Here is a 17,990-nt window from a genome sequence, read left to right as displayed (position 1 = left end):
TATGTGCACGGAATCCAACTCCCCTCCCAACCAGTCTCGCCTCTCACCTCCCCGAGTTGCATCGCTATCACTCTCTGCCTTCTTCAATCAGACCAAGCAGCACCACCCCTGATTGAATAACTGTCACAAATATCAATAATATCAACTCAGTACGATGCCAATGATAATTATTATCAACTGTTGATCTGCCCTAATGAGTCTGCAATAATTCGCGCCCTTCAGGCTCAAATAATAATCATTATCAACAATGAAAACACCACTGCACTACTGGCCCATGCTGCTGTCCGGTACAGCCCTGGCCGCCAGCGATCCGGCCAGGATCGACGCCACTGACATCAATCCCACCCTCAAGGCGCGCGAGACCATAGTGGTCAAGGGCCAGCGGATAGAGCAGAAGCTGTCCGACGTCTCGGGCTCCATCACCGTCATCACCGAGGAGGACCTGGATCGCCAGGTGGCCACCGAACTCACCGACCTGTTCAAGAATGAACCCGGTGTCTCGGTGACCGGCTCCGCCGGGCGGCCGCAAAACATCATCATCCGCGGCATGGGCGGCAACCGGGTATTGATCATCAAGGATGGGGTGCGGGTCAGCGATGGCTTCGGCGCCGATGATCTCAACGACAAGGTGGGCCGTTTCAGCTTCGATCTCGATGACGTCAAGCAGATCGAAGTGGCCAAGGGGGCGGGCTCTTCCCTGCACGGCTCCGACGCCATCGGCGGCACCATCGTCATCAGCACCAAGCAGCCGGAAGACTACCTGCAGGGCCAGGATGCCTATCTGAGCAGCAAGATCCTGCACGATGGCAGCAGCGCCAAGCAAAAACTGAGCGCCACCGGCGCCGCCCGCCTGCTGGAGACCGAGCACCTGCTGCGCCTCTCCGGCTGGCAGGGGCACGAGACGGCCAACTATGACGAGAGCCGCATCCCGGCGGATCTGGACGGCCTCAGCGCCTCCACCAGCTCCCGTTTCGAGCTGAATGAACACCACCTGCTGCGCCTCGAACTCGACTACTTCGAGGACAATGCCTACCGGGATCAGGGACCCCGCGAAGTGCCCCAGCCCGACGGCAAGTGGCAGGTACGCGAGTACCGCGAGAATGCGTCGCAAAAGAGCCAGGGCGGCAAGCTGAGCTGGGAGGCGAGCCGCCTCGACAGCCTGCTGGCGGATCGGTTCAGCTGGAACCTCTATGGCAACCACGCCAAGAACACGGCCAACAAGCGCAGCCTGCTGCAAAACGACGAGCTGAGCGGCTACCCGCGCTATCGCAGCGAGCGGGAACTGACCACCTTCACCGAAGAGCGGATCGGCAGCGCGCTGGATGTGCGCCGGGATCTGACCACCGGCGACCTAGCCCACAAGTTGAGCTATGGCATGGAGCTGGAGCGCACCAACCATGAGCGACCGGTGGACAAGCTGAGCCTGGAGGCGGGCGTGCCCCAGCCCCAGCAGTCGGCGCCGTTCAGCCGGGCCCGCACCGACCGGGCCGGGGTCTGGCTCAGCGACGTGGCGACCCTGGGTCAGTGGCAGTTCACCCCGACCCTGCGCATGGATCATCAGTGGCTGCAACCGCTGGATGGCAGCAATGGCGAGAACCACAGCTGGCATATCTCCCCGAGCCTGGCCACCAGCTACCGCTTCAACGACCAGTGGCGCAGCTGGCTCAGCTACGCCAACGGTTTCCGTGCCCCCTCCTATGACAAGGTGTACGGCAACATCCCCCACTACTTTGCCCTGCCACCGTTCGAGATCATCGCCAACACCGAGCTGCAGGAAGAGACCAGCCACAGCTTCGAGTGGGGCCTTGGCGGCGAAGGTGAGCACTGGAGCATCAAACCGGCGCTCTTCTACAACCGTTACTACAACTTCATCGACTGGCGTGAAGTCGGGCTGCGGCTGCGCGACGGCGTCATCCTGCGCCAGTACCGCAACGTGGCCAAGGCCGAGACCTGGGGCGCCGAAGTGGCCGCCAGCTACTGGCTGACCCAGCAATGGGAGCTCGCCACCAAGCTCGGCTGGGTCGATGGGGAAGATAGCGAGGGCGAGGCCTTGCGCACCCTCACCCCGCTGGAGGGCAACACTCGCCTGAGCTATCAGGTCAACGACTGGAGCGTCGGGGTGCAGGCCGACTACGCCGCCGCCATGAGCCGGGTGCCCAGCTGCGGCAGCAGCCTGACCAGCAGCCAGAGTGACTGCCTCAAGAGCGCGGGCTGGTTCAGCCTCGCCATGACCGCCGACTGGCTGATCACCGATGCCCTCAAGGTCAATCTCAAGCTCGATAACCTGTTCGACACCCGCTACACCCGCTATCAGGATGTGGCCGGGCTGGAAGCGGGCACCAATGCCTCCCTCTTCACCCAGACCGGTCGCTCCCTGAGCGCCAGCCTGCGCTACACCTTCGTGGGGATCTGATGCAGCACCTACTGATCCTGGCCGCCCTGCTGGCGGCCCCTGCCTCCCAGGCCTCTGAGGAAACGCCCCCCATCCCCAAACGCCCCTTGCTGATGCAGGGCGAGATTGCTCGGGTCGATCCCTATGGCGGCTGGCGTGACGACAGCCGCCGCTCCCCCGAATTGCTGACGCTGCTGCGCGAGCAGAATCGCTGGACCGAGCACCAGCTCAGCGGCCAGCAAGCACTGGCACAGCAACTGCAAACCGAGTGGCAGGCCAGAGAACGGGGCGAGCCTCTACCAGAGGAGTGGCTGACCGAGGCCGGCAGCCAGTGGCGCATGAAAGCGGACGGCAGCCTGTGGCAGCGGACCGATGAGCAGGCCACCCCCCGCCAGCGGCTGGCCCCGCGTCAACCAGGGGAGGGCTACTACGAGCTCGCCAGCTGGTCGCTGCATCCCGATGGGCGCTGGCTGGCGCTGGCCGAAGATAGCCGTGGCGACAGGGACTACCGCATCACCTTGCTGGATCTGGCGAGCGGCGAGACGCTCGCCTCTTTGCCACACCGCGCCAGCGATCTGCTCTGGAGTCGGGATGGTCGCACCCTCTATACCCTGGCCAACGAGCGCAATACCCTGCGCCCCTGGCAACTGTGGGCCTGGCAAGGGGGCAAGGAGCGGCTGATCCATCAGGAGATGGATGCCGCCTGGCTGCTCAGTCTCTATCGCACCACCGACCAGCGTCACCTCATCTTGCAGAGCAACAACCACAACAGCTCGGAGCAATACCTGCTGGATGATGGTGGCGCCGCCCTGCTCAAGGCCCGCCAACCCGGTGTGGAGTACTACCTCGATACCTTGGGAGAGCGGGTGCTGCTCAAGAGCAACCGGGATGGCGAGCTTGGCCTCTACCAGGCCAGCAGCCTGGCCGAACTGAGGCAAGGCAGGTGGCAGCTGCGTTGGCCCGGTCAGGGCCGCACCCTCGAGAAGTGGCGCCTGTTTGCCAATCACACCGTGCTGCAATACCGCAAGGATGGCGATGACTGGCTCGATGTGCTCGATGCCAACGGCGAACTGCGCCACAGCCTGCCGCTCACCGAAGGGGCGGGTACGGCCTGGATCCAGGGCGCTCAGGATCCGGCCAGCCAGCACCTGTTGATCCGCCGCCAGGGTATGGCCGAGGCCCCGCATCAACGCTGGCTGGATCTGGACTCGGGGCAATGGCTGAGCGATGCCACTCAGGCAGCGGCCTCTGTCTATCAGAGCGAACGGCGCTGGGTCTTGGGCAAGGACGGCGCCCGGGTGCCGGTCTCCCTGGTGTGGCGCAAAGAGATCAAGACCCCCAAGGCGCTGCTGCTCTATGGCTATGGCGCATATGGCACCCCCATGCGCCCCTACTACCAGCCTCAGGTGTTGAGCCTGCTCGATCGTGGTTTCGTCTACGCCATCGCCCATGTGCGCGGCGGCGGTCTGCTGGGAGATGGCTGGTATCAAGACGGCCGGGGTCAGCGCAAACAGCACAGCGTGGATGACTTCCTGGCCGTCGCCGATGCCCTGGCGCGGGATCCCGCCATCGACGCTGCCCGGCTGTTCGCCATGGGCGGCAGCGCTGGCGGCCTGCTGGTGGCGGCGGCGCTCAATCAGGCCCCTACCCGCTTCGCTGGCGCCGTGTTGCAGGTGCCCTTCGTCGACTTGCTCGGCACCATGAGCGATCCCGAACTGCCGCTCACCCGCCAGGAGTATGCCGAGTGGGGCAACCCGGCCAAGCCGGCGGACTATGCCGCCATGCGCAGGCTCAGCCCCTACGACAACCTGCATGCTGCGTCCTACCCGCCCCTCTATGTGACGGCCGGACTCCATGACAGTCAGGTGCCTTACTGGGAGCCGCTGAAGTGGATGGCCCGTCTGCGGGAGCAGAGCACCGCGGCCGGCCCCTATCTGCTCAGCACCGAGCTCGACGGCGGACATCTGGCCAGCGCGGGCACGGCGCAGCAGCAGGCCGCCCGCGAATATGCCTTCCTGCTCTCCCTGGCGGGGGTCCGTCACTGATGTCCGCATTCACCTTTTCTGTTTTGGAGTCACCCATGAAACCCTCCTCTCTGGCTCTCTGGCTGGCGGCGACCCTGCTCGCCCAGCCCCTCTGTGCGGCAGAGCTGCAATTTGTCGATGAGGCGCCGCTGACCGCCACGCCCCGAGCCTGGCTGGAGGCTCGCCTCGGCGTGACCCTTGCCCCCGACTACGACAAGGCCAGCCTGCTCGGCCACCACCATAGCTTCCGCATGCTGGTCAACGGCCTGCCGGTGGCCACCACCCAGGCGGCCGTCAGCATAGACAGCGCCGGCAAGCCCTGGCGCCTCTACCACAACCTGCGCCCTCTCCAGACCAGCCTGCCGGGCTGCGATGCCAGTGGCAATCTGGATCCCTTGCTGACCAGCCTGCGCGATGCCGGTGCCCAGATTGACACCCTCGATGTGGTCGAGGCCTGGTACTGGCGCGATGGCGAGACCCTGGTGCCGGCCCTGCGCCAGCGCATTCGTGAGCACAAGGATGGCAACGCCAAGGCCTCCCATGTGCAGCTGTTTGCCAGCTGTGATGGCACAGAGGAGCTCGGCCGCTGGGGAGACAGGGCAACCACCACGGCGCTACAGGCCCCCGATGCGGGAGATGTTTCCGTCTTGGCCCGGGTATTTGACCCGGATCCCCGCACCCAGTTGCAGGACGCCAGCCTGGTCTGGCACGAATCCCTGGTGCTGGCAGACGCCGCCTACCAGGACAAGGTGGCGCTGCCCGTCACCCTGCAGGGCAGCGACTATCTGCTCAGCGGCCCCCATGCCCGGGTGGTGGATGCCATGGAGCCCAGCACGGCGCCCTACCGCGCCGACAATGCTCAGGCATTTCGCCTGACCCGGGACGATCCGGGCTTCGCCGACATCAACGCCTACTACCACCTGGACCTGGCCCAGCGCCACCTCAAGGCGCTCGGCTTTGCCGACCTCATCCCTGGCGCCCTCGACATCGACACCGATACCGGCTTCCAGGACAACTCCCTCTACGATCCGTTCGAGCGCAGGCTAGAGCTGGGCCGCAGCGGCGTGCCCGATGCCGAAGACCCCATGGTTGTCTGGCACGAGTTTGGTCACGCGGTGCAGCACCACATAGTGCCGGATCTCGGGGAAGAGGGTGACTGGGGCGCCATAGGTGAAGGCTTCAGCGACTATCTGGCGGCCAGTCATCGTCAGCGCAGCGAGACGGGTCGCCAGTTCGAACCGGCCATGGTGTTCAACTGGGATGCCCGCTTCACCGACCGGGCCCCGCGCCAGCTGGACGATCTGCGCGCCCGCTATCACCCGGACTACAACTATCCGGCCCACAGAACCATCAACGGCAGCAACGGTGATCAGCTGTGGGGCACCCCCCTGTTCCAGGCTCTGCTGGCGGCCGTCGCCGAACATGGCGAGGTGGCGCGAGACGAGTTTGATCGCCTCGTCATCGAGTCCCACTTCGGCTTAGGACCCGCCATTCGCATGCCACAGCTGGCCCGCCTCACGGTGGACACGGCCGAGCGGCTCTATCCGGCGCGCCACTATGGTCGCCTGCTGGAACAGGCATTCCGTCAGCACGGCCTGCTGCAGGCACCGGTCAGCCTGGCTCTGGCCGACGGCAGCGCCATCGAGCTCGGTGAGCGCCAGTCGGTAGTACTCAACCTCAGCAACCCCGGCAACACGCCAGTGACCCTGCACAGTCTGACCCTGGCCCTGCCCGGCGGCCTCCAGGCCGAGCCTGTGCAGTGGCAAAGCAGCACCCTGGCACCAGGCGGCCTCATGACCACCACCCTGCGACTGCTGGCCCAGGCTCCGCTCGCCTGTGGCGACGTGGTGGACGTGCCCATCACCCTCGCCCTGACGGGTGCCAGTCCGAGCGAGCGCCAGTGGCAGCAACCGCTGAGCCTGCCGATCGGCACCCCGGTAGTCGCCCGAGCAAGCGGCCAGTCGCTGACCCTCAACGATGCCATCAGCAGTGATGAGAAGGGCTTGAGCGAAACCAGTCTGCTGCTGGAAAAGAGCGATGCCAGGGTGAGCGATCAGTTGCAACTGACCCTGGACTTGCAACACGAGGCCCTGGACGAGCTGGAGATCTGGCTCAACTCCCCCTCCGGCACCCGGGTCCAGATCTGGGACAAAGGCTACAGTCCGCTGCCCCGTCTCAAGGGGGTCTTCCCGACCGAACTGCAATCCCTGCAACCCTTGAGCCTGTTCAACGGCGAACCCTTGTCGGGCAAGTGGACCCTGGAAGTCGTGGACAACGCCCCCGGCAAGCGGGGCCGCCTGAATGGCTGGAGCATCAGCCAGCGCGTCGGCGCCCAATGTGGCAAGCCGGTGGCGCCGCCCAAGGACGGCATCATCCATTTCGACACCGCGGACAGCAGCGGGGGCGGTGCCATCAACCTGTTCTGGCTACTGCCGCTCGCCCTCTGGCGCCGTTTCGTGCGTCGTGGTTAACACAGACCCTATCAATAACAGCGAGGGGCCCTGGCCCCTTTGAGGACAAGAGATGAATCTGAAATACAGCTGGCTTGCCTGTTTGCTGGCTCCCCTGCTCAGCGCCTGCGGTGGCGGCGACTCGGACGAGGCGCCACTGGCCGCACCGGCCTATCGCCTGACGGTCAACCTGCCCCAGGCAGGCACCCTGTGCGTCAATCTCAATCAAAACGATCGTTGTGACGCCGGTGAACCCGAGGTCAATGGCGCCGCAGGCGCTCGCCCGCTGGAGGGGCACTCCCCCACCCTGCTGACCAGCCCTCTGCTATTCATCCCAAGGGATCCCGCCGCGCTGACCCTGACCCACCCGGCGGCGCGCCAGGATGCACAACACCTCACGCCCAGTCCCCTGAGCACCTTGTTGCAGATCCGGATCAGTGAGGGGATACCGCCAGCCCAGGCACTGGCCAAGCTGCTGGCCGACCTGGCACCCCTTCAGCCGGGCCAGGATCTGGCCGCCCTGAGTCAGCTGGAGGCCTTTAACCAGGCCCTCGCCGAGCTGGCACTGGCCGTGCTCAATGATGCCGGCACCCTGCCGGGGATCGCGGTCGATGAGCGCCAACGCCAGATCTGGCAGGGGCTGGTCACCCTGCAGCCCGAGCTCAGTCAGCATTTTTCCGACAGTCCGGAGCTCCTCAGCCTGCAACCCCGACTCGGCGCCGTGTTGCAACAGCAGCAGCCAAGAGCCCTGGTCACCGCCAGCGGCGTCACGACGTACAGCGACGGAGTGGATTATCTGCTGACCAGCGAGCCCGCGGATCACCCGGGCCAGGATGCCAGCCTCAAGCAGGCTCCCCTGCGTTATCGCAAGCTCGACAACAAGGGACAGCCGCTGCCGGACAGCGCAGCTCAATGGGATTGTGTGGAGGATCTCAACACCGGCCTCGTCTGGGAGAAGAAGCTGGATGACCCGGACAGCCCGCGGGATCTGCATCGGGTCTTCGCCTGGGAGTTTGGCAACTACCATCCCCAACAAGCCGAGCTGGACTACGCCTGCCCGAGTGGTGAGGCCATCTGCTCAACCGAGCAATACCGTCAATGGCTCAACAGCCAGCAGCTGTGCGGCATCGCGCACTGGCGTCTGCCCCACGCCCAGGAGCTGATGAGTCTGCAACACTACGGCTCGCTGGCTCAGCAGGATGGGCAGATTGCCACCCTCGATGTGCGCTACTTCCCCGATCTGGGCACCGGTCTCAATGGCTTCGATGGCTATTACTGGAGTCAGACTCTGACCCCCTCCCGTCGCCTCGAGAGTGCGCCGCTCAGTGTCATTGCCCCGCTTTATTGGGGTGAGGACGCTGGCACCGATTACCCGACTCCCGTACAAACCCCTGACGACCCCAATGCCCTGCAACTGCGCCTGGTGGCCGAGGTAACCCGATGAACAAGTTTCTCCTGACCCTGCTGCTTTGTCTGTGCAGCCCGCTGGCACTGGCCATCGCCATCTGCGACGACAGCATGCCCAGAACCAGCCCCAGCTCCCGCTTCCTCGATCACGGCAACGGTACCGTGACGGACCGGGCATCCGGCCTGACCTGGATGCGCTGCCAGCTGGGGCAAACCTGGCAAAATGAGAGCTGCCGTGGCGAGCCGACTCGCCTCTATTGGCAGCAGGCACTGCTGACCGCCGAGCGGATCCGCACCGAATCCAATCACGCCCTCCATGGTTTCGGCGGTCACACCGACTGGCGCCTGCCCACCATCAAGGAGCTGACCAGCATCCTGGAATCCGCCTGCTACAAGCCGGCATTGAACGAGACCATCTTCCCCCGCGCCATGGCGGGCGAGGGCAAAGAGGTCAATGACGGTTACGTCTATCTCTGGTCCTCGACCCCCTTCCCGGCGGGCAAGACGGTGGCTTATCTGGACATCACCAGCGGCGCCGTCGGTCTGCGGGCCCCCAGCGCCTGGGCAAAACAGCTAATACTGGTGCGTTAAGCCCCTGAACTGGCCGACAGCGGACGCACCGCGCACCGCTGTCGGCCAGCAGATATCGCCAAAACAGTACAGTGATTGCGCGCACTGTCAGAAAATAGCCAAATCACGTCATTGTGTGGCCGAACAGGCAGGATTTGCATGGCAGAGCGCTGGTATGAAGGCGGTGAAGCGGTTAGTCTAGCGACGATAGTTCAATCCCATGAGGTACAGATGAAAACCGTATTGCGTTTTAGCCTGCTGGGCGCCTTCTTGCTGAGCGGGCATGCCTTCGCCGCCGAACCGAAAAAATTTGATATCAGCATGTTCCCGGCCGCCGAGATAAACCAGGAACGTGTCGTTGTCCGCCTGCCGGAAGTCGAGAATGAAGCCGACATGATGGTCGAGCTGCAAGTCGGCAAGAAGATGCTGGTGGATTGCAACGTGCCGCGCTTCGCTGGCAACCTGGAGCAGCACAGCGTCAAGGGGTGGGGTTACAACTACCTGACCCTGGGCAAGGTCTCCGACCCCATCAGCACCCTGATGGCCTGCCCGGAAGGCCAGAAGAAAGAGAGTTTCATCCAGATTTATGGCCAAGGCTTCTTCGTGAACTACAACTCCAAGCTGCCTTTCGTCATCTATATACCCCAGGAGTACGAGGTGCGCTATCGCTTGTGGCGTGCAGATGCCCAGGCGCAACCGGCCATGATTGAATGACATTGGCCGGCCAGTTTGGCTCTCAGAATTGAATGACAAGGGCGCCACTGTGCGCCCTTTTCCTTGCCAAAAATGGGCAAAAAAAATGACAACGGGATGACGCGCTGCGTCATAAGTCCGTTATTTTTCTCACTTTTTGGCCAAATTACCCCAACAATCATCACTACAGACAGGGGTAAATAGTTCAATAAAAAAATTTTATCAAGATAGTGAGAAAATTGATTTTGCACTATTTAAAAGCCTGATGATACTTGCCCGCAAAGGTCAAACTAACCAGAACAAGAGCACTATGAGCTTCGAATCAGACAAGCGTTTCAACGACTTCAAACATTTTCCCCGTGGCCTGCGTCGCAGTGGTGAATTCACCGTCGCCGAAGCAGACAGTCTGGAAAAATACGGCACCAGCATGCTGGCCATCTACCAGGGCAACCTGGCGCCGCGCGACGAGGTAGAGACCGCCTTCGCCGAGCAACTCAAGGCAGGTGAACCCGGCAGCAACCCTCACGCCAAGGTGTGGTTCAAGTATCTCAAAGTCATAGGCCCGAAGCGGGTTCATCGCCTCTGCACCGTCGCCGGTGGCGCCAGTGACGAGGCTGCAGGCAGCTTCGGCGGGAGTGGCGGCATAGGCGGTGGCATGGGTGGCGGTGACGAGTCCCTCGACTGATGGATACCGAACTGCTACGCACCTTCATCGAAGTCAGCAAGACCCGTCACTTTGGCCGCGCCGCCGAGAATCTCTATCTGACCCAGTCGGCGGTGAGCTTTCGCATTCGCCAGCTCGAGCAGCAGCTCGGGGTCAGTCTGTTTGCCCGTCATCGCAACAACATCCGTCTGACCGCCTCGGGGGAGCGTCTGCTGCCCTATGCCGACGCCATCTTGCACACCCTGGGCCGTGCCAAGCAGGATGTGGCCCTCTCCCCGGGCTTCAGTCAGCAGCTTGCCATCGGCGCCCCTCCCGTGTTCTGGGAGCTGGATTTCAACGACTGGCTCAATCATGTCTACGCCCTGGCCCCCGGCCTCGCGGTAAGACTCGAGACCGCCTCTCGCGAGCACCTTTGCCGCCAGTTGCTGGAGCGCTCCCTTGACTTGGCGCTGCTCTCCGAGCCGACCAAGATCGACGAAATAGCCCTGCACCCCATTGGTGAGCTGGTGTTCGAGCTGGTGAGCCGGGACCCGGCCGCCAATGCCGACAACCTGATGCAGATGCCGCACATCCATCTCGATTGGGGCACCAGCTTCGAGCCGCAGCCAAGCCGCCTGCAGAGCCTGCAAAAGACCCCGGTGCTGCACTCAAGCTCCGCCAGCATGGCGTTGCAGTTTGTGCTCGCCAACGGTGGGGCCGCCTATCTGCCGCGGCGCATGGTCACCCCCTTCCTGGAGCAGGGGCGCCTGCATCTGGTGGAAGGAGGTCAGCCCCTGCGCCGTCCGCTCTATCTCGCCTATCTGGAAAAATCCGATCGCCGGGAGTTGATCGATGCCCTGCTCACCCTGCCCCTTGGCTGGGACGATGCCGAGCTCTATGTGCCTGCGGCTGACTAAAGGCCATGGTGGTTTCATCACGCCATAACGAAGGGGCCCGCGGGCCCCTTCTGCTATTCATGCTTGCTGTCCAGACTAACCATAATGGCGCCGGTCGTTGGCCTGCGCCAGCAACATGCGGCTCTCCTTGAGGAACTGATCGGCGTGGGGGCCGAAGAAGTCGGACACCTGACGAAATGCCGTGATGAAACCAGCCCTGTCCCCTTGCTCCAGCAGGTGCAACACCTCCCCGAAACGCTCGAAGTAGCGACGCACCATGGCCAGATTCTGGGGTGAAGAGAGGATGATGTCGGCGTAGAGCTCGGGATCCTGGGCAAACAGCCGCCCCACCATGGCCAGTTCCAACCGGTAGATGGGCGAGCTCAAGGCAAGCAGCTGTTCGAGATCCGCCCCCTCCTGGGAGAGATGCCAGCCATAAGCGAAGGTGGCGAAGTGGCGCAGCGCCTGAATGAGGGTCATGGCCTCATCATGGGCCTTGGCCTCTACCTGTTGCAGGCGGGCGCCCCAGATGGTCATCTGCTCGAGCAGCCATTGGCTGGCGGCCGGATCCCGACCCAGGCAGCAGACGATCACCTGCTTGGCAAAGCTGGCCACATCCGGACCGAACATGGGATGCAGACCCAGCACGGGCCCAGTGTGGGTGGCCAGCATATGAGCCAGAGGCTGACTCTTGACGCTGGTCACATCCACCAGCAGGCAATCTGCTGGCAGGGTACCCAACCGGTCGATGATCTGACAGGTGATGTCGATGGGCACCGCCACCATCACCAGTCCCGCATCGGCCAGGATCTCGTCAGAGCGCGGCCAGTCGGCCTGTTCCAGCGTCTCGACCCGGTAGCCGGAGAGCGAGAACATATGACCAAACAGCCGGCCCAGCTGCCCCTCGCCCCCGATAATGACAATCTTGCCCAGGGCAGGATTGATGCACTTGAAGCCGGTATCTTTCTCGCTGGCATAGGATTCGCGCATCACCCGGCGCAGCACGTCTTCAATCAGATCGCCGGGCACCCCCAGCCGTTCGGCCTCGACCCGGCGACCGGCCAACATACTCGCCTCCCTGTCCGGCGCATAGATGGGCAGACCATGACGGCTCTTGACCTCACCCACTTCCCCCACCAGGGCCAGACGCTGGGCCAGCAGATCAAGCAGCTGCCGATCGACTACATCTATCTTGTCCCTGAGGGCATTCAACTCTTCTGCCATGACATCTTCCTGACGGCGTCGCCGGATGCGACGCCCTATTATTCAACATTTTCACACAGTGACTCAATGGCTTAGCCCTGAGCACGCGCCTTGAGCGGGGCCGCCAACTGCTGGTGACAACGATCCAGCAGCGTGGCTGTGGTCTCCCAGTCGATGCAGGCATCGGTAATGGAAACGCCGTAACGCATCTGTGCCTTGGGCTGCTCGCTGGACTGGTTGCCCTCGTTGAGGTGCGATTCCAGCATGACGCCAATGATGGAACTGTTCCCCTCCTGGATCTGGTGGATGACGTTGTCGGCCACCTTGGGCTGCAAGCGGTGATCCTTGCTGGAGTTGCCATGACTGCAATCCACCACCAACCCCGGCAGCAGGCCCGCCTTTTCCAGCGCCTCCTCGGCCAGGGAGACATTGACCGAGTCGTAGTTGGGGTGCTTGCCGCCGCGCAGGATCACGTGGCCATCCGGGTTGCCCTGGGTCTGCAACAGCGCCACCTGGCCCTGCTGATTGATGCCCATGAAGGCATGGGGACTGGATGCCGCCTGCAGGGCATTGATGGCGGTTCCCAGGTTGCCGTCGGTACCGTTCTTGAAACCGACCGGCATGGAGAGGCCGGAAGCCATCTCCCTGTGGGTCTGGGATTCGGTGGTGCGGGCACCGATGGCCGACCAGGAGAAGAGCTCGGCCAGGTATTGCGGGCTGATGGGGTCGAGGGCCTCGGTCGCCAGCGGCAACTCCAGCTCGGCCAGCCAGCAGAGCAGTTCCCGGGCCCGGTGCAGTCCCAGCTCGACATCGAAAGTGCCGTCCAGGTCTGGATCATTGATAAACCCCTTCCAGCCGACCGTGGTGCGGGGTTTCTCGAAGTAGACCCGCATCACTATGTAGAGAGAATCTTGATAGGCGTCATGCAGCGCTTTGAGTCGGGTTGCGTACTCTTTGGCGGCGTCCATGTCATGAATGGAGCAGGGTCCACAGATCACCAGCAGCCGATGATCCCGGCGGTGAATGATGTCGGCTATGGTATTGCGCGCCCCTTGCACGAAGGCCAGGGCCTGCTCCGAGATGGGCAGTCGCTCCTTGAGCTGGGCCGGGGTGATCATGACCTGTTCGGACTGGATGTGGATGTTGTTCAGGGGATCTCTGTGCATGATGTCATTCTCGCTACTGTCTAAGCCAAAAGGGGTGGCGTATCTTTATGTTTACACCAGTTCACCCCTTGTTACGCAACCGCCACCACCTTACCAAGGAAAAACAAACAATCAAGTGTAACCAGCGGTAAAAGCTGTCAATAGCTGGATAAACAACCAATTTGGAATGATAAAGACCTATAAGATAGGCCGTACCACTTGCCATAAAATCATAAATCGTAAATAAAACATTACACTCGCAGCAGCTCAGCCTGACATCATGATGCCACCGCAGTCATGGAGCGGCCCCTCACCCACCAAGGCGGGTACTGCTCCCCCTTCCCCACAGCGTTGCCAGGTCATGCAAACGATCAGACTGCTCGCTTCCCCGTGGCCTGCCCATAACAAAGCGGGGCACCTGGCCCCGCTCGTTCTTCCCTGTTGCGCCCTGATTTACGCTTTGCCGTGGGCCTCGATGACGGCGACCGCCTTGTCCGGGAAATCGCTGAACACCCCATCCACATCGGCCTGGTAGAGGAAGATGTTGAGCAGGTCGGTGAAGTCCTTGGCATAGGCCGGGATCTGGCCCTCGTCCTGGCGGAAGGTATAAGGGTGTACCTTGAGCCCGGCAGCATGGGCGTCCTTGACCATGCTGGTGAACACCGGCTTGCCCGGGGTACCCGGCTCGGTGACTATCATCGGCTTCCAGGGGCCTATGCCGTCGGCGTAGCCGGCGATGGTCTTCATGGCCCCCGGCTTGAACATCCAGTCATAGTCATAGGGGGTCGCCTTGCCCTTGGTGTCGTAGACCATGGTCTCGTTCCAGTCGGTCTCGGCCATCAGCTGCACCAGCTTCACGTCCATGCCGAGGGCGGGCATCAGCTCGCCGTTGATGCGCTTGAGTTCATCGGCATCAAAGCTCTGCAGGTAGACCTTGCTCTGCTTGTCGGTGTAACCGTACTCCTTGAGCACGGAGAGCACCGCCTTGGAGATGTCCTTGCCTTCGTGACGGAAGAACCAGGGCGCCTTGATCTCGGGATAGATACCGACCTGCTTGCCGGTGCTCTTGTTCATGCCCTGGATCATCTCTATCTCTTCCTGGAAGGTGTGGATCCGAAAATCCGACTGCCACAGCGGGAAGCGGGCCGGGTAGACGGGCACCTGTTTGCCATCCACCAGCTGGAAGGGCTCGGTCATGCGCAGGGAGCGCACCTCGGCCAGGGTGAAGTCCACCACATAGTAGCGGCCATCGGCGCGGGCCCGACCGGGGAAACGCGCCGCCACATCGGTGATGCCATCGAGGAAGTGATCGTGCATCACCACCAGCTGGTCATCCTTGGTCATCACCAGATCCTGCTCAAGATAATCCACCCCCATGGCGTAGGCCATGGCCTTGGAGGCCAGGGTGTGCTCGGGCAGATATCCGGAGGCGCCGCGGTGGGCGATGACGACCTTGCCCTCATCGGCAGCCAGTACAGGCAGAGAGAGAGTGGCGCCGAGGGAGAGGGCAAGAAGGGATAAGGCTACTTGTTTCATCTTGGGTGCTCTTGTTGTTATTGAAGGGTCAGGTAGGTAAGTCAAACTGCCAATCGATGGCGCAGGTCAACCTTGGGGTCATATGTCAGACCGCCGTCATGGGGCAGGTCATTGTTATAGAGGGAAAATATGACGAGCAGATGATACCGGCCGGGCCGTGGTGGCCATCTGCTCGTAATGACGGGGGCATGCTCGGGACATGCCCTCATCCTTTACATGGCCTGTGGCAGGGCGTGGTGGAACTGCTCAAGCCAGGCTTGCAGTGCGGCTTGTTGCTGGGCATCCAGACGCAGCCCCAACTTGCTGCGGCGCCACAGGATGTCTTCCAAGCTGTGCGCCCACTCGTGTTCCAGCAGGTAACGCACCTCGGATTCATACAAGCCGGCACCAAAGTGCTCGCCACGATCATGCTGCAACCAGAGACGGGCCTGAGCGCCATAGGCTTCGCTGATGCGCTGGGCACTGCGCTCATCGAGCCAGTCAAACTCGAGTCGATAGGCGCGGGCCAGCTCCTGGGTGCTGCAATCGAACTCGCCGCCGGGCAGGCGGCTGGACGCGGTCCAGTCATCGCCCATCTGGGCAAACCAGGGCTTGAGTTTGTGACAGGCGGCCTGGGCCAGCTTGCGGTAGGTGGTGAGTTTGCCACCAAATACCGAGAGCAGGGGCGCGCCATCGGCATCGCCACTGAGTTCGAGGGTGTAATCCCGGGTCACCGCCTGGGGGGAGTCGGACTCGTCATCGCACAGCGGTCGCACCCCGGAATAGGTCCAGACCACATCGGACGGCGCTATCTTGCGGGTGAAGTGGGCATTGACCACGTTGCACAGGTAGTTCACTTCGGCGTCGCTGATGTGAGCGTCGCGGGCATCGCCCCTGTGCTCCACATCGGTGGTGCCGATGAGGGAGAAATCCTGCTGGTAGGGAATGACGAAGACGATGCGGTGGTCTTCGTTTTGCAGGATATAGGCCTCTTCGCGCTCGTGGATGCGCGGCACTATGATGTGGCTGCCCTTGATGAGTCGGATGCCGCGCGGGGATGTCTCGTGCAGCCCCTCGTCATAGAAGGTCTTGACCCAGGGACCCGCCGCATTGACCAACCCCTTGCAGGTGACGGTGAAACGCTCACCCCCCTCGCGCTCCAGGGTCAGGGTCCATAACTTGGCATCCCGGGTCGCCTTGACGCAGCGGGTGCGGGTCTGCACCTCGGCCCCCTTGCTGCGCGCCATCATGGCATTGATCACCACCAGTCTGGCGTCATCAACCCAGGCATCCGAATATTCGAAGCCCTTGCTGATCCCCGATCTCAAGCCATCTTGCGGCAAGAAGCGCACACCGCAGCTGCCCTTGAGCTTGTCGCGCTTGGCGAGGTTGTCATACAGAAACAGACCGGCGCGGATCATCCAGGCCGGACGCAGATGGGGACGATGGGGCAAACGAAAGCGCATGGGGCGAGCGATATGGGGAGCCATGCCGAGCAACACTTCCCGCTCGGCCAGGGCCTCTTTCACCAGGCGAAACTCATAATGCTCGAGATAACGCAGGCCGCCATGGATAAGCTTGCTGGAGTTGGACGAGGTGGCCGAGGCGAGATCATGAGCCTCAAACAAAGCTACCTTCAGGCCACGGCCGGCCGCATCCGCCGCGATGCCAACCCCATTGATGCCGCCACCGACGACGACCAGATCATAATGTTCGCTCATGTTCACCTACTTTCTTATATTTGCGTTCGCCAAGGCGACAATGTTTGATTTCGCTCATATTAGAGCATAAAAAAACTATAAACGAACATTTAGTGATGAAAGTGTGATCGCGATAGAGGCCAAGCCGCAAAAAAAGGGATCCGGCCTCCCCCTCCTTGCAGCAAGGGGGTGCCACCTGTCTCGATACCAGCAAAAAGCAGACGATGACGCAGCTTGATAGGCGTCAGTTGCCATCCCATGACAGGGGCAACGCCATCAGCGAGGGAGAGGGGAAAGACTGCAAACAATCAGGTGATCGCGCTCCTGTGCCGCAGAGTGCAGAGTGCAGAGTGCAGAGTGCAGGCTAACAGCGAGCGGATAAAGGCGCCATATCAGGGCAAATGGGGAGCAGGCGGGATCAGAGGAGCGGCAACGGCAGCGAGGAGATGCGCAGCAAGCCACCGCAAGAGGGTTGACACACCCTGCAAGCGCACTCCCCCATCAAAACGGCCGCCCGTGGGCGGCCAGACCAAGCACTGCGGGAAAAACGACTCGGCACCGCCGCGGGAGCGGCGCCGGGGTCATCAGCAGATATGACACTCTATCTGATGCTGAGCCATGATGCGCATCAGCTTCTCGGGAGGGGGCTGGTCGGTGAACAGGGCATGTACCTGATTGAGGTGGCCCAGGTTCACCATGGCGTTACGGCCGAATTTGGTGTGATCCGCGGCCAGAAAAACCTGGCGGGAATGGGCGATGATGGCCTGGGCTATCTTCACCTCGTGATAGTCGAAATCGAGCAATGAGCCGTCACCATCGATGCCGGAGATGCCGATGACACCGTAGTCCATGCGGAACTGGCCGATGAAGTCACGGGTCGCCTCCCCCACTATGCCGCCATCTCTGTTGCGGATCTCGCCCCCGGCGATGATGACGGTGAAATCATCCTTGGCGGTCAGAATGCTGGCCACGTTGAGGTTGTTGGTCACGACGCGCAATTCCCGGTGATCGAGCAGTGCCCGGGCAATGGCCTCTGTGGTGGTGCCGATGTCGATAAAGAGGGAGGAGCCGTCGGGAATGTTGGCCGCCACCTCGCGGGCGATGCGCTCTTTCTCCTTGAGCTGCATCACTTTACGGGCGCTGTATGCGGTATTGACGGTACTCGAATGCAATGAGGCGCCGCCATGGTGACGACGTATCTTGTTCTGTTCGGCGAGATCGTTCAGATCCCGGCGTATGGTCTGCGGGCTGACGTCGAAATGGCTCACCAGGTCTTCCGTCGAGACAAATCCCTGCCGCGTCAGGACGTCCAGTATCTCCAGATGTCGTTGGGTTTGTTTCACGCTTGCACT

13 protein-coding genes are annotated in these 17,990 nt (G+C 62.2%); 8 read left to right on the top strand and 5 right to left on the bottom strand.

The window, feature by feature from the left end:
* The first annotated feature begins 247 nt into the window (after positions 1–247).
* From M2366_RS08190 to hdfR, 8 genes are all read left to right on the top strand, one after another.
* Complete coding sequence (locus M2366_RS08190; RefSeq protein ID WP_259269411.1) at positions 248–2,413, top strand: TonB-dependent hemoglobin/transferrin/lactoferrin family receptor; 2,166 nt, start codon at positions 248–250, stop codon at positions 2,411–2,413.
* A complete protein-coding gene (locus M2366_RS08185) occupies positions 2,413–4,437 on the top strand; it encodes a prolyl oligopeptidase family serine peptidase (protein ID WP_259269410.1) in 2,025 nt (674 codons plus the stop codon). The genes M2366_RS08190 and M2366_RS08185 overlap by 1 nt, the downstream gene beginning before the upstream one ends.
* A 35-nt stretch (positions 4,438–4,472) precedes the next feature.
* The gene (locus M2366_RS08180; protein WP_259269409.1) at positions 4,473–6,887 is read left to right on the top strand and encodes a proprotein convertase P-domain-containing protein; all 2,415 of its coding nucleotides are present in this window, start codon (positions 4,473–4,475) and stop codon (positions 6,885–6,887) included.
* Positions 6,888–6,939: 52 nt separating this feature from the next.
* Positions 6,940–8,310 carry a DUF1566 domain-containing protein gene (locus tag M2366_RS08175; RefSeq protein WP_259269408.1) on the top strand — a complete coding sequence of 457 codons (1,371 nt, stop codon included), beginning with the start codon at positions 6,940–6,942 and terminating at the stop codon, positions 8,308–8,310.
* A complete protein-coding gene (locus M2366_RS08170) occupies positions 8,307–8,864 on the top strand; it encodes a DUF1566 domain-containing protein (RefSeq protein WP_042043452.1) in 558 nt (185 codons plus the stop codon). Before M2366_RS08175 ends, M2366_RS08170 begins: the two co-directional genes overlap by 4 nt.
* A 210-nt stretch (positions 8,865–9,074) precedes the next feature.
* Positions 9,075–9,557: a serine protease inhibitor ecotin gene (gene eco / locus M2366_RS08165; protein WP_005901610.1), complete on the top strand. Its 483-nt coding sequence runs from the start codon at positions 9,075–9,077 to the stop codon at positions 9,555–9,557.
* A gap of 289 nt (positions 9,558–9,846) precedes the next feature.
* Positions 9,847–10,221, top strand: coding sequence for a DUF413 domain-containing protein (gene maoP, locus M2366_RS08160; RefSeq protein ID WP_259269407.1), 375 nt, complete (start codon positions 9,847–9,849; stop codon positions 10,219–10,221).
* Complete coding sequence (gene hdfR, locus M2366_RS08155; protein ID WP_042043447.1) at positions 10,221–11,096, top strand: HTH-type transcriptional regulator HdfR; 876 nt, start codon at positions 10,221–10,223, stop codon at positions 11,094–11,096. The genes maoP and hdfR overlap by 1 nt, the downstream gene beginning before the upstream one ends.
* Before the next feature lie 75 nt (positions 11,097–11,171).
* Here hdfR and tyrA read toward each other — a convergent pair whose 3' ends face one another.
* The 5 genes from tyrA to M2366_RS08130 all read right to left on the bottom strand — a co-directional run bounded on the left by tyrA (position 11,172) and on the right by M2366_RS08130 (position 17,981).
* Positions 11,172–12,299, bottom strand: coding sequence for a bifunctional chorismate mutase/prephenate dehydrogenase (tyrA, locus tag M2366_RS08150; RefSeq protein ID WP_259269406.1), 1,128 nt, complete (start codon positions 12,297–12,299; stop codon positions 11,172–11,174).
* 71 nt (positions 12,300–12,370) lie between these two features.
* The gene (locus tag M2366_RS08145; RefSeq protein ID WP_042043445.1) at positions 12,371–13,444 is read right to left on the bottom strand and encodes a 3-deoxy-7-phosphoheptulonate synthase; all 1,074 of its coding nucleotides are present in this window, start codon (positions 13,442–13,444) and stop codon (positions 12,371–12,373) included.
* A gap of 432 nt (positions 13,445–13,876) precedes the next feature.
* Positions 13,877–14,959: a glycerophosphodiester phosphodiesterase gene (gene glpQ / locus M2366_RS08140; RefSeq protein ID WP_259269405.1), complete on the bottom strand. Its 1,083-nt coding sequence runs from the start codon at positions 14,957–14,959 to the stop codon at positions 13,877–13,879.
* Between the two features lie 212 nt (positions 14,960–15,171).
* Positions 15,172–16,659, bottom strand: coding sequence for a glycerol-3-phosphate dehydrogenase (glpD, locus tag M2366_RS08135; RefSeq protein WP_042043442.1), 1,488 nt, complete (start codon positions 16,657–16,659; stop codon positions 15,172–15,174).
* 563 nt (positions 16,660–17,222) lie between these two features.
* Complete coding sequence (locus tag M2366_RS08130) at positions 17,223–17,981, bottom strand: DeoR/GlpR family transcriptional regulator (protein ID WP_005901758.1); 759 nt, start codon at positions 17,979–17,981, stop codon at positions 17,223–17,225.
* Between the last annotated feature and the right edge of the window lie 9 nt (positions 17,982–17,990).

Source organism: Aeromonas sp. BIGb0405 (genome assembly GCF_024807335.1).
Lineage (GTDB): Bacteria > Pseudomonadota > Gammaproteobacteria > Enterobacterales > Aeromonadaceae > Aeromonas > Aeromonas rivuli.
This window is presented reverse-complemented; position numbering and strand designations above follow the sequence as displayed.

Excerpts from the sequence above, each read along its gene's own strand:
- M2366_RS08190 (WP_259269411.1), top strand. The coding sequence starts at position 248 with ATGAAAACACCACTGCACTACTGGCCCATGCTGCTGTCCGGTACAGCC.
- M2366_RS08185 (WP_259269410.1), top strand. The coding sequence starts at position 2,413 with ATGCAGCACCTACTGATCCTGGCCGCCCTGCTGGCGGCCCCTGCCTCC.
- M2366_RS08180 (WP_259269409.1), top strand. The coding sequence starts at position 4,473 with ATGAAACCCTCCTCTCTGGCTCTCTGGCTGGCGGCGACCCTGCTCGCC.
- M2366_RS08175 (WP_259269408.1), top strand. The coding sequence starts at position 6,940 with ATGAATCTGAAATACAGCTGGCTTGCCTGTTTGCTGGCTCCCCTGCTC.
- M2366_RS08170 (WP_042043452.1), top strand. The coding sequence starts at position 8,307 with ATGAACAAGTTTCTCCTGACCCTGCTGCTTTGTCTGTGCAGCCCGCTG.
- eco (WP_005901610.1), top strand. The coding sequence starts at position 9,075 with ATGAAAACCGTATTGCGTTTTAGCCTGCTGGGCGCCTTCTTGCTGAGC.
- maoP (WP_259269407.1), top strand. The coding sequence starts at position 9,847 with ATGAGCTTCGAATCAGACAAGCGTTTCAACGACTTCAAACATTTTCCC.
- hdfR (WP_042043447.1), top strand. The coding sequence starts at position 10,221 with ATGGATACCGAACTGCTACGCACCTTCATCGAAGTCAGCAAGACCCGT.
- tyrA (WP_259269406.1), bottom strand. The coding sequence starts at position 12,299 with ATGGCAGAAGAGTTGAATGCCCTCAGGGACAAGATAGATGTAGTCGAT.
- M2366_RS08145 (WP_042043445.1), bottom strand. The coding sequence starts at position 13,444 with ATGCACAGAGATCCCCTGAACAACATCCACATCCAGTCCGAACAGGTC.
- glpQ (WP_259269405.1), bottom strand. The coding sequence starts at position 14,959 with ATGAAACAAGTAGCCTTATCCCTTCTTGCCCTCTCCCTCGGCGCCACT.
- glpD (WP_042043442.1), bottom strand. The coding sequence starts at position 16,659 with ATGAGCGAACATTATGATCTGGTCGTCGTCGGTGGCGGCATCAATGGG.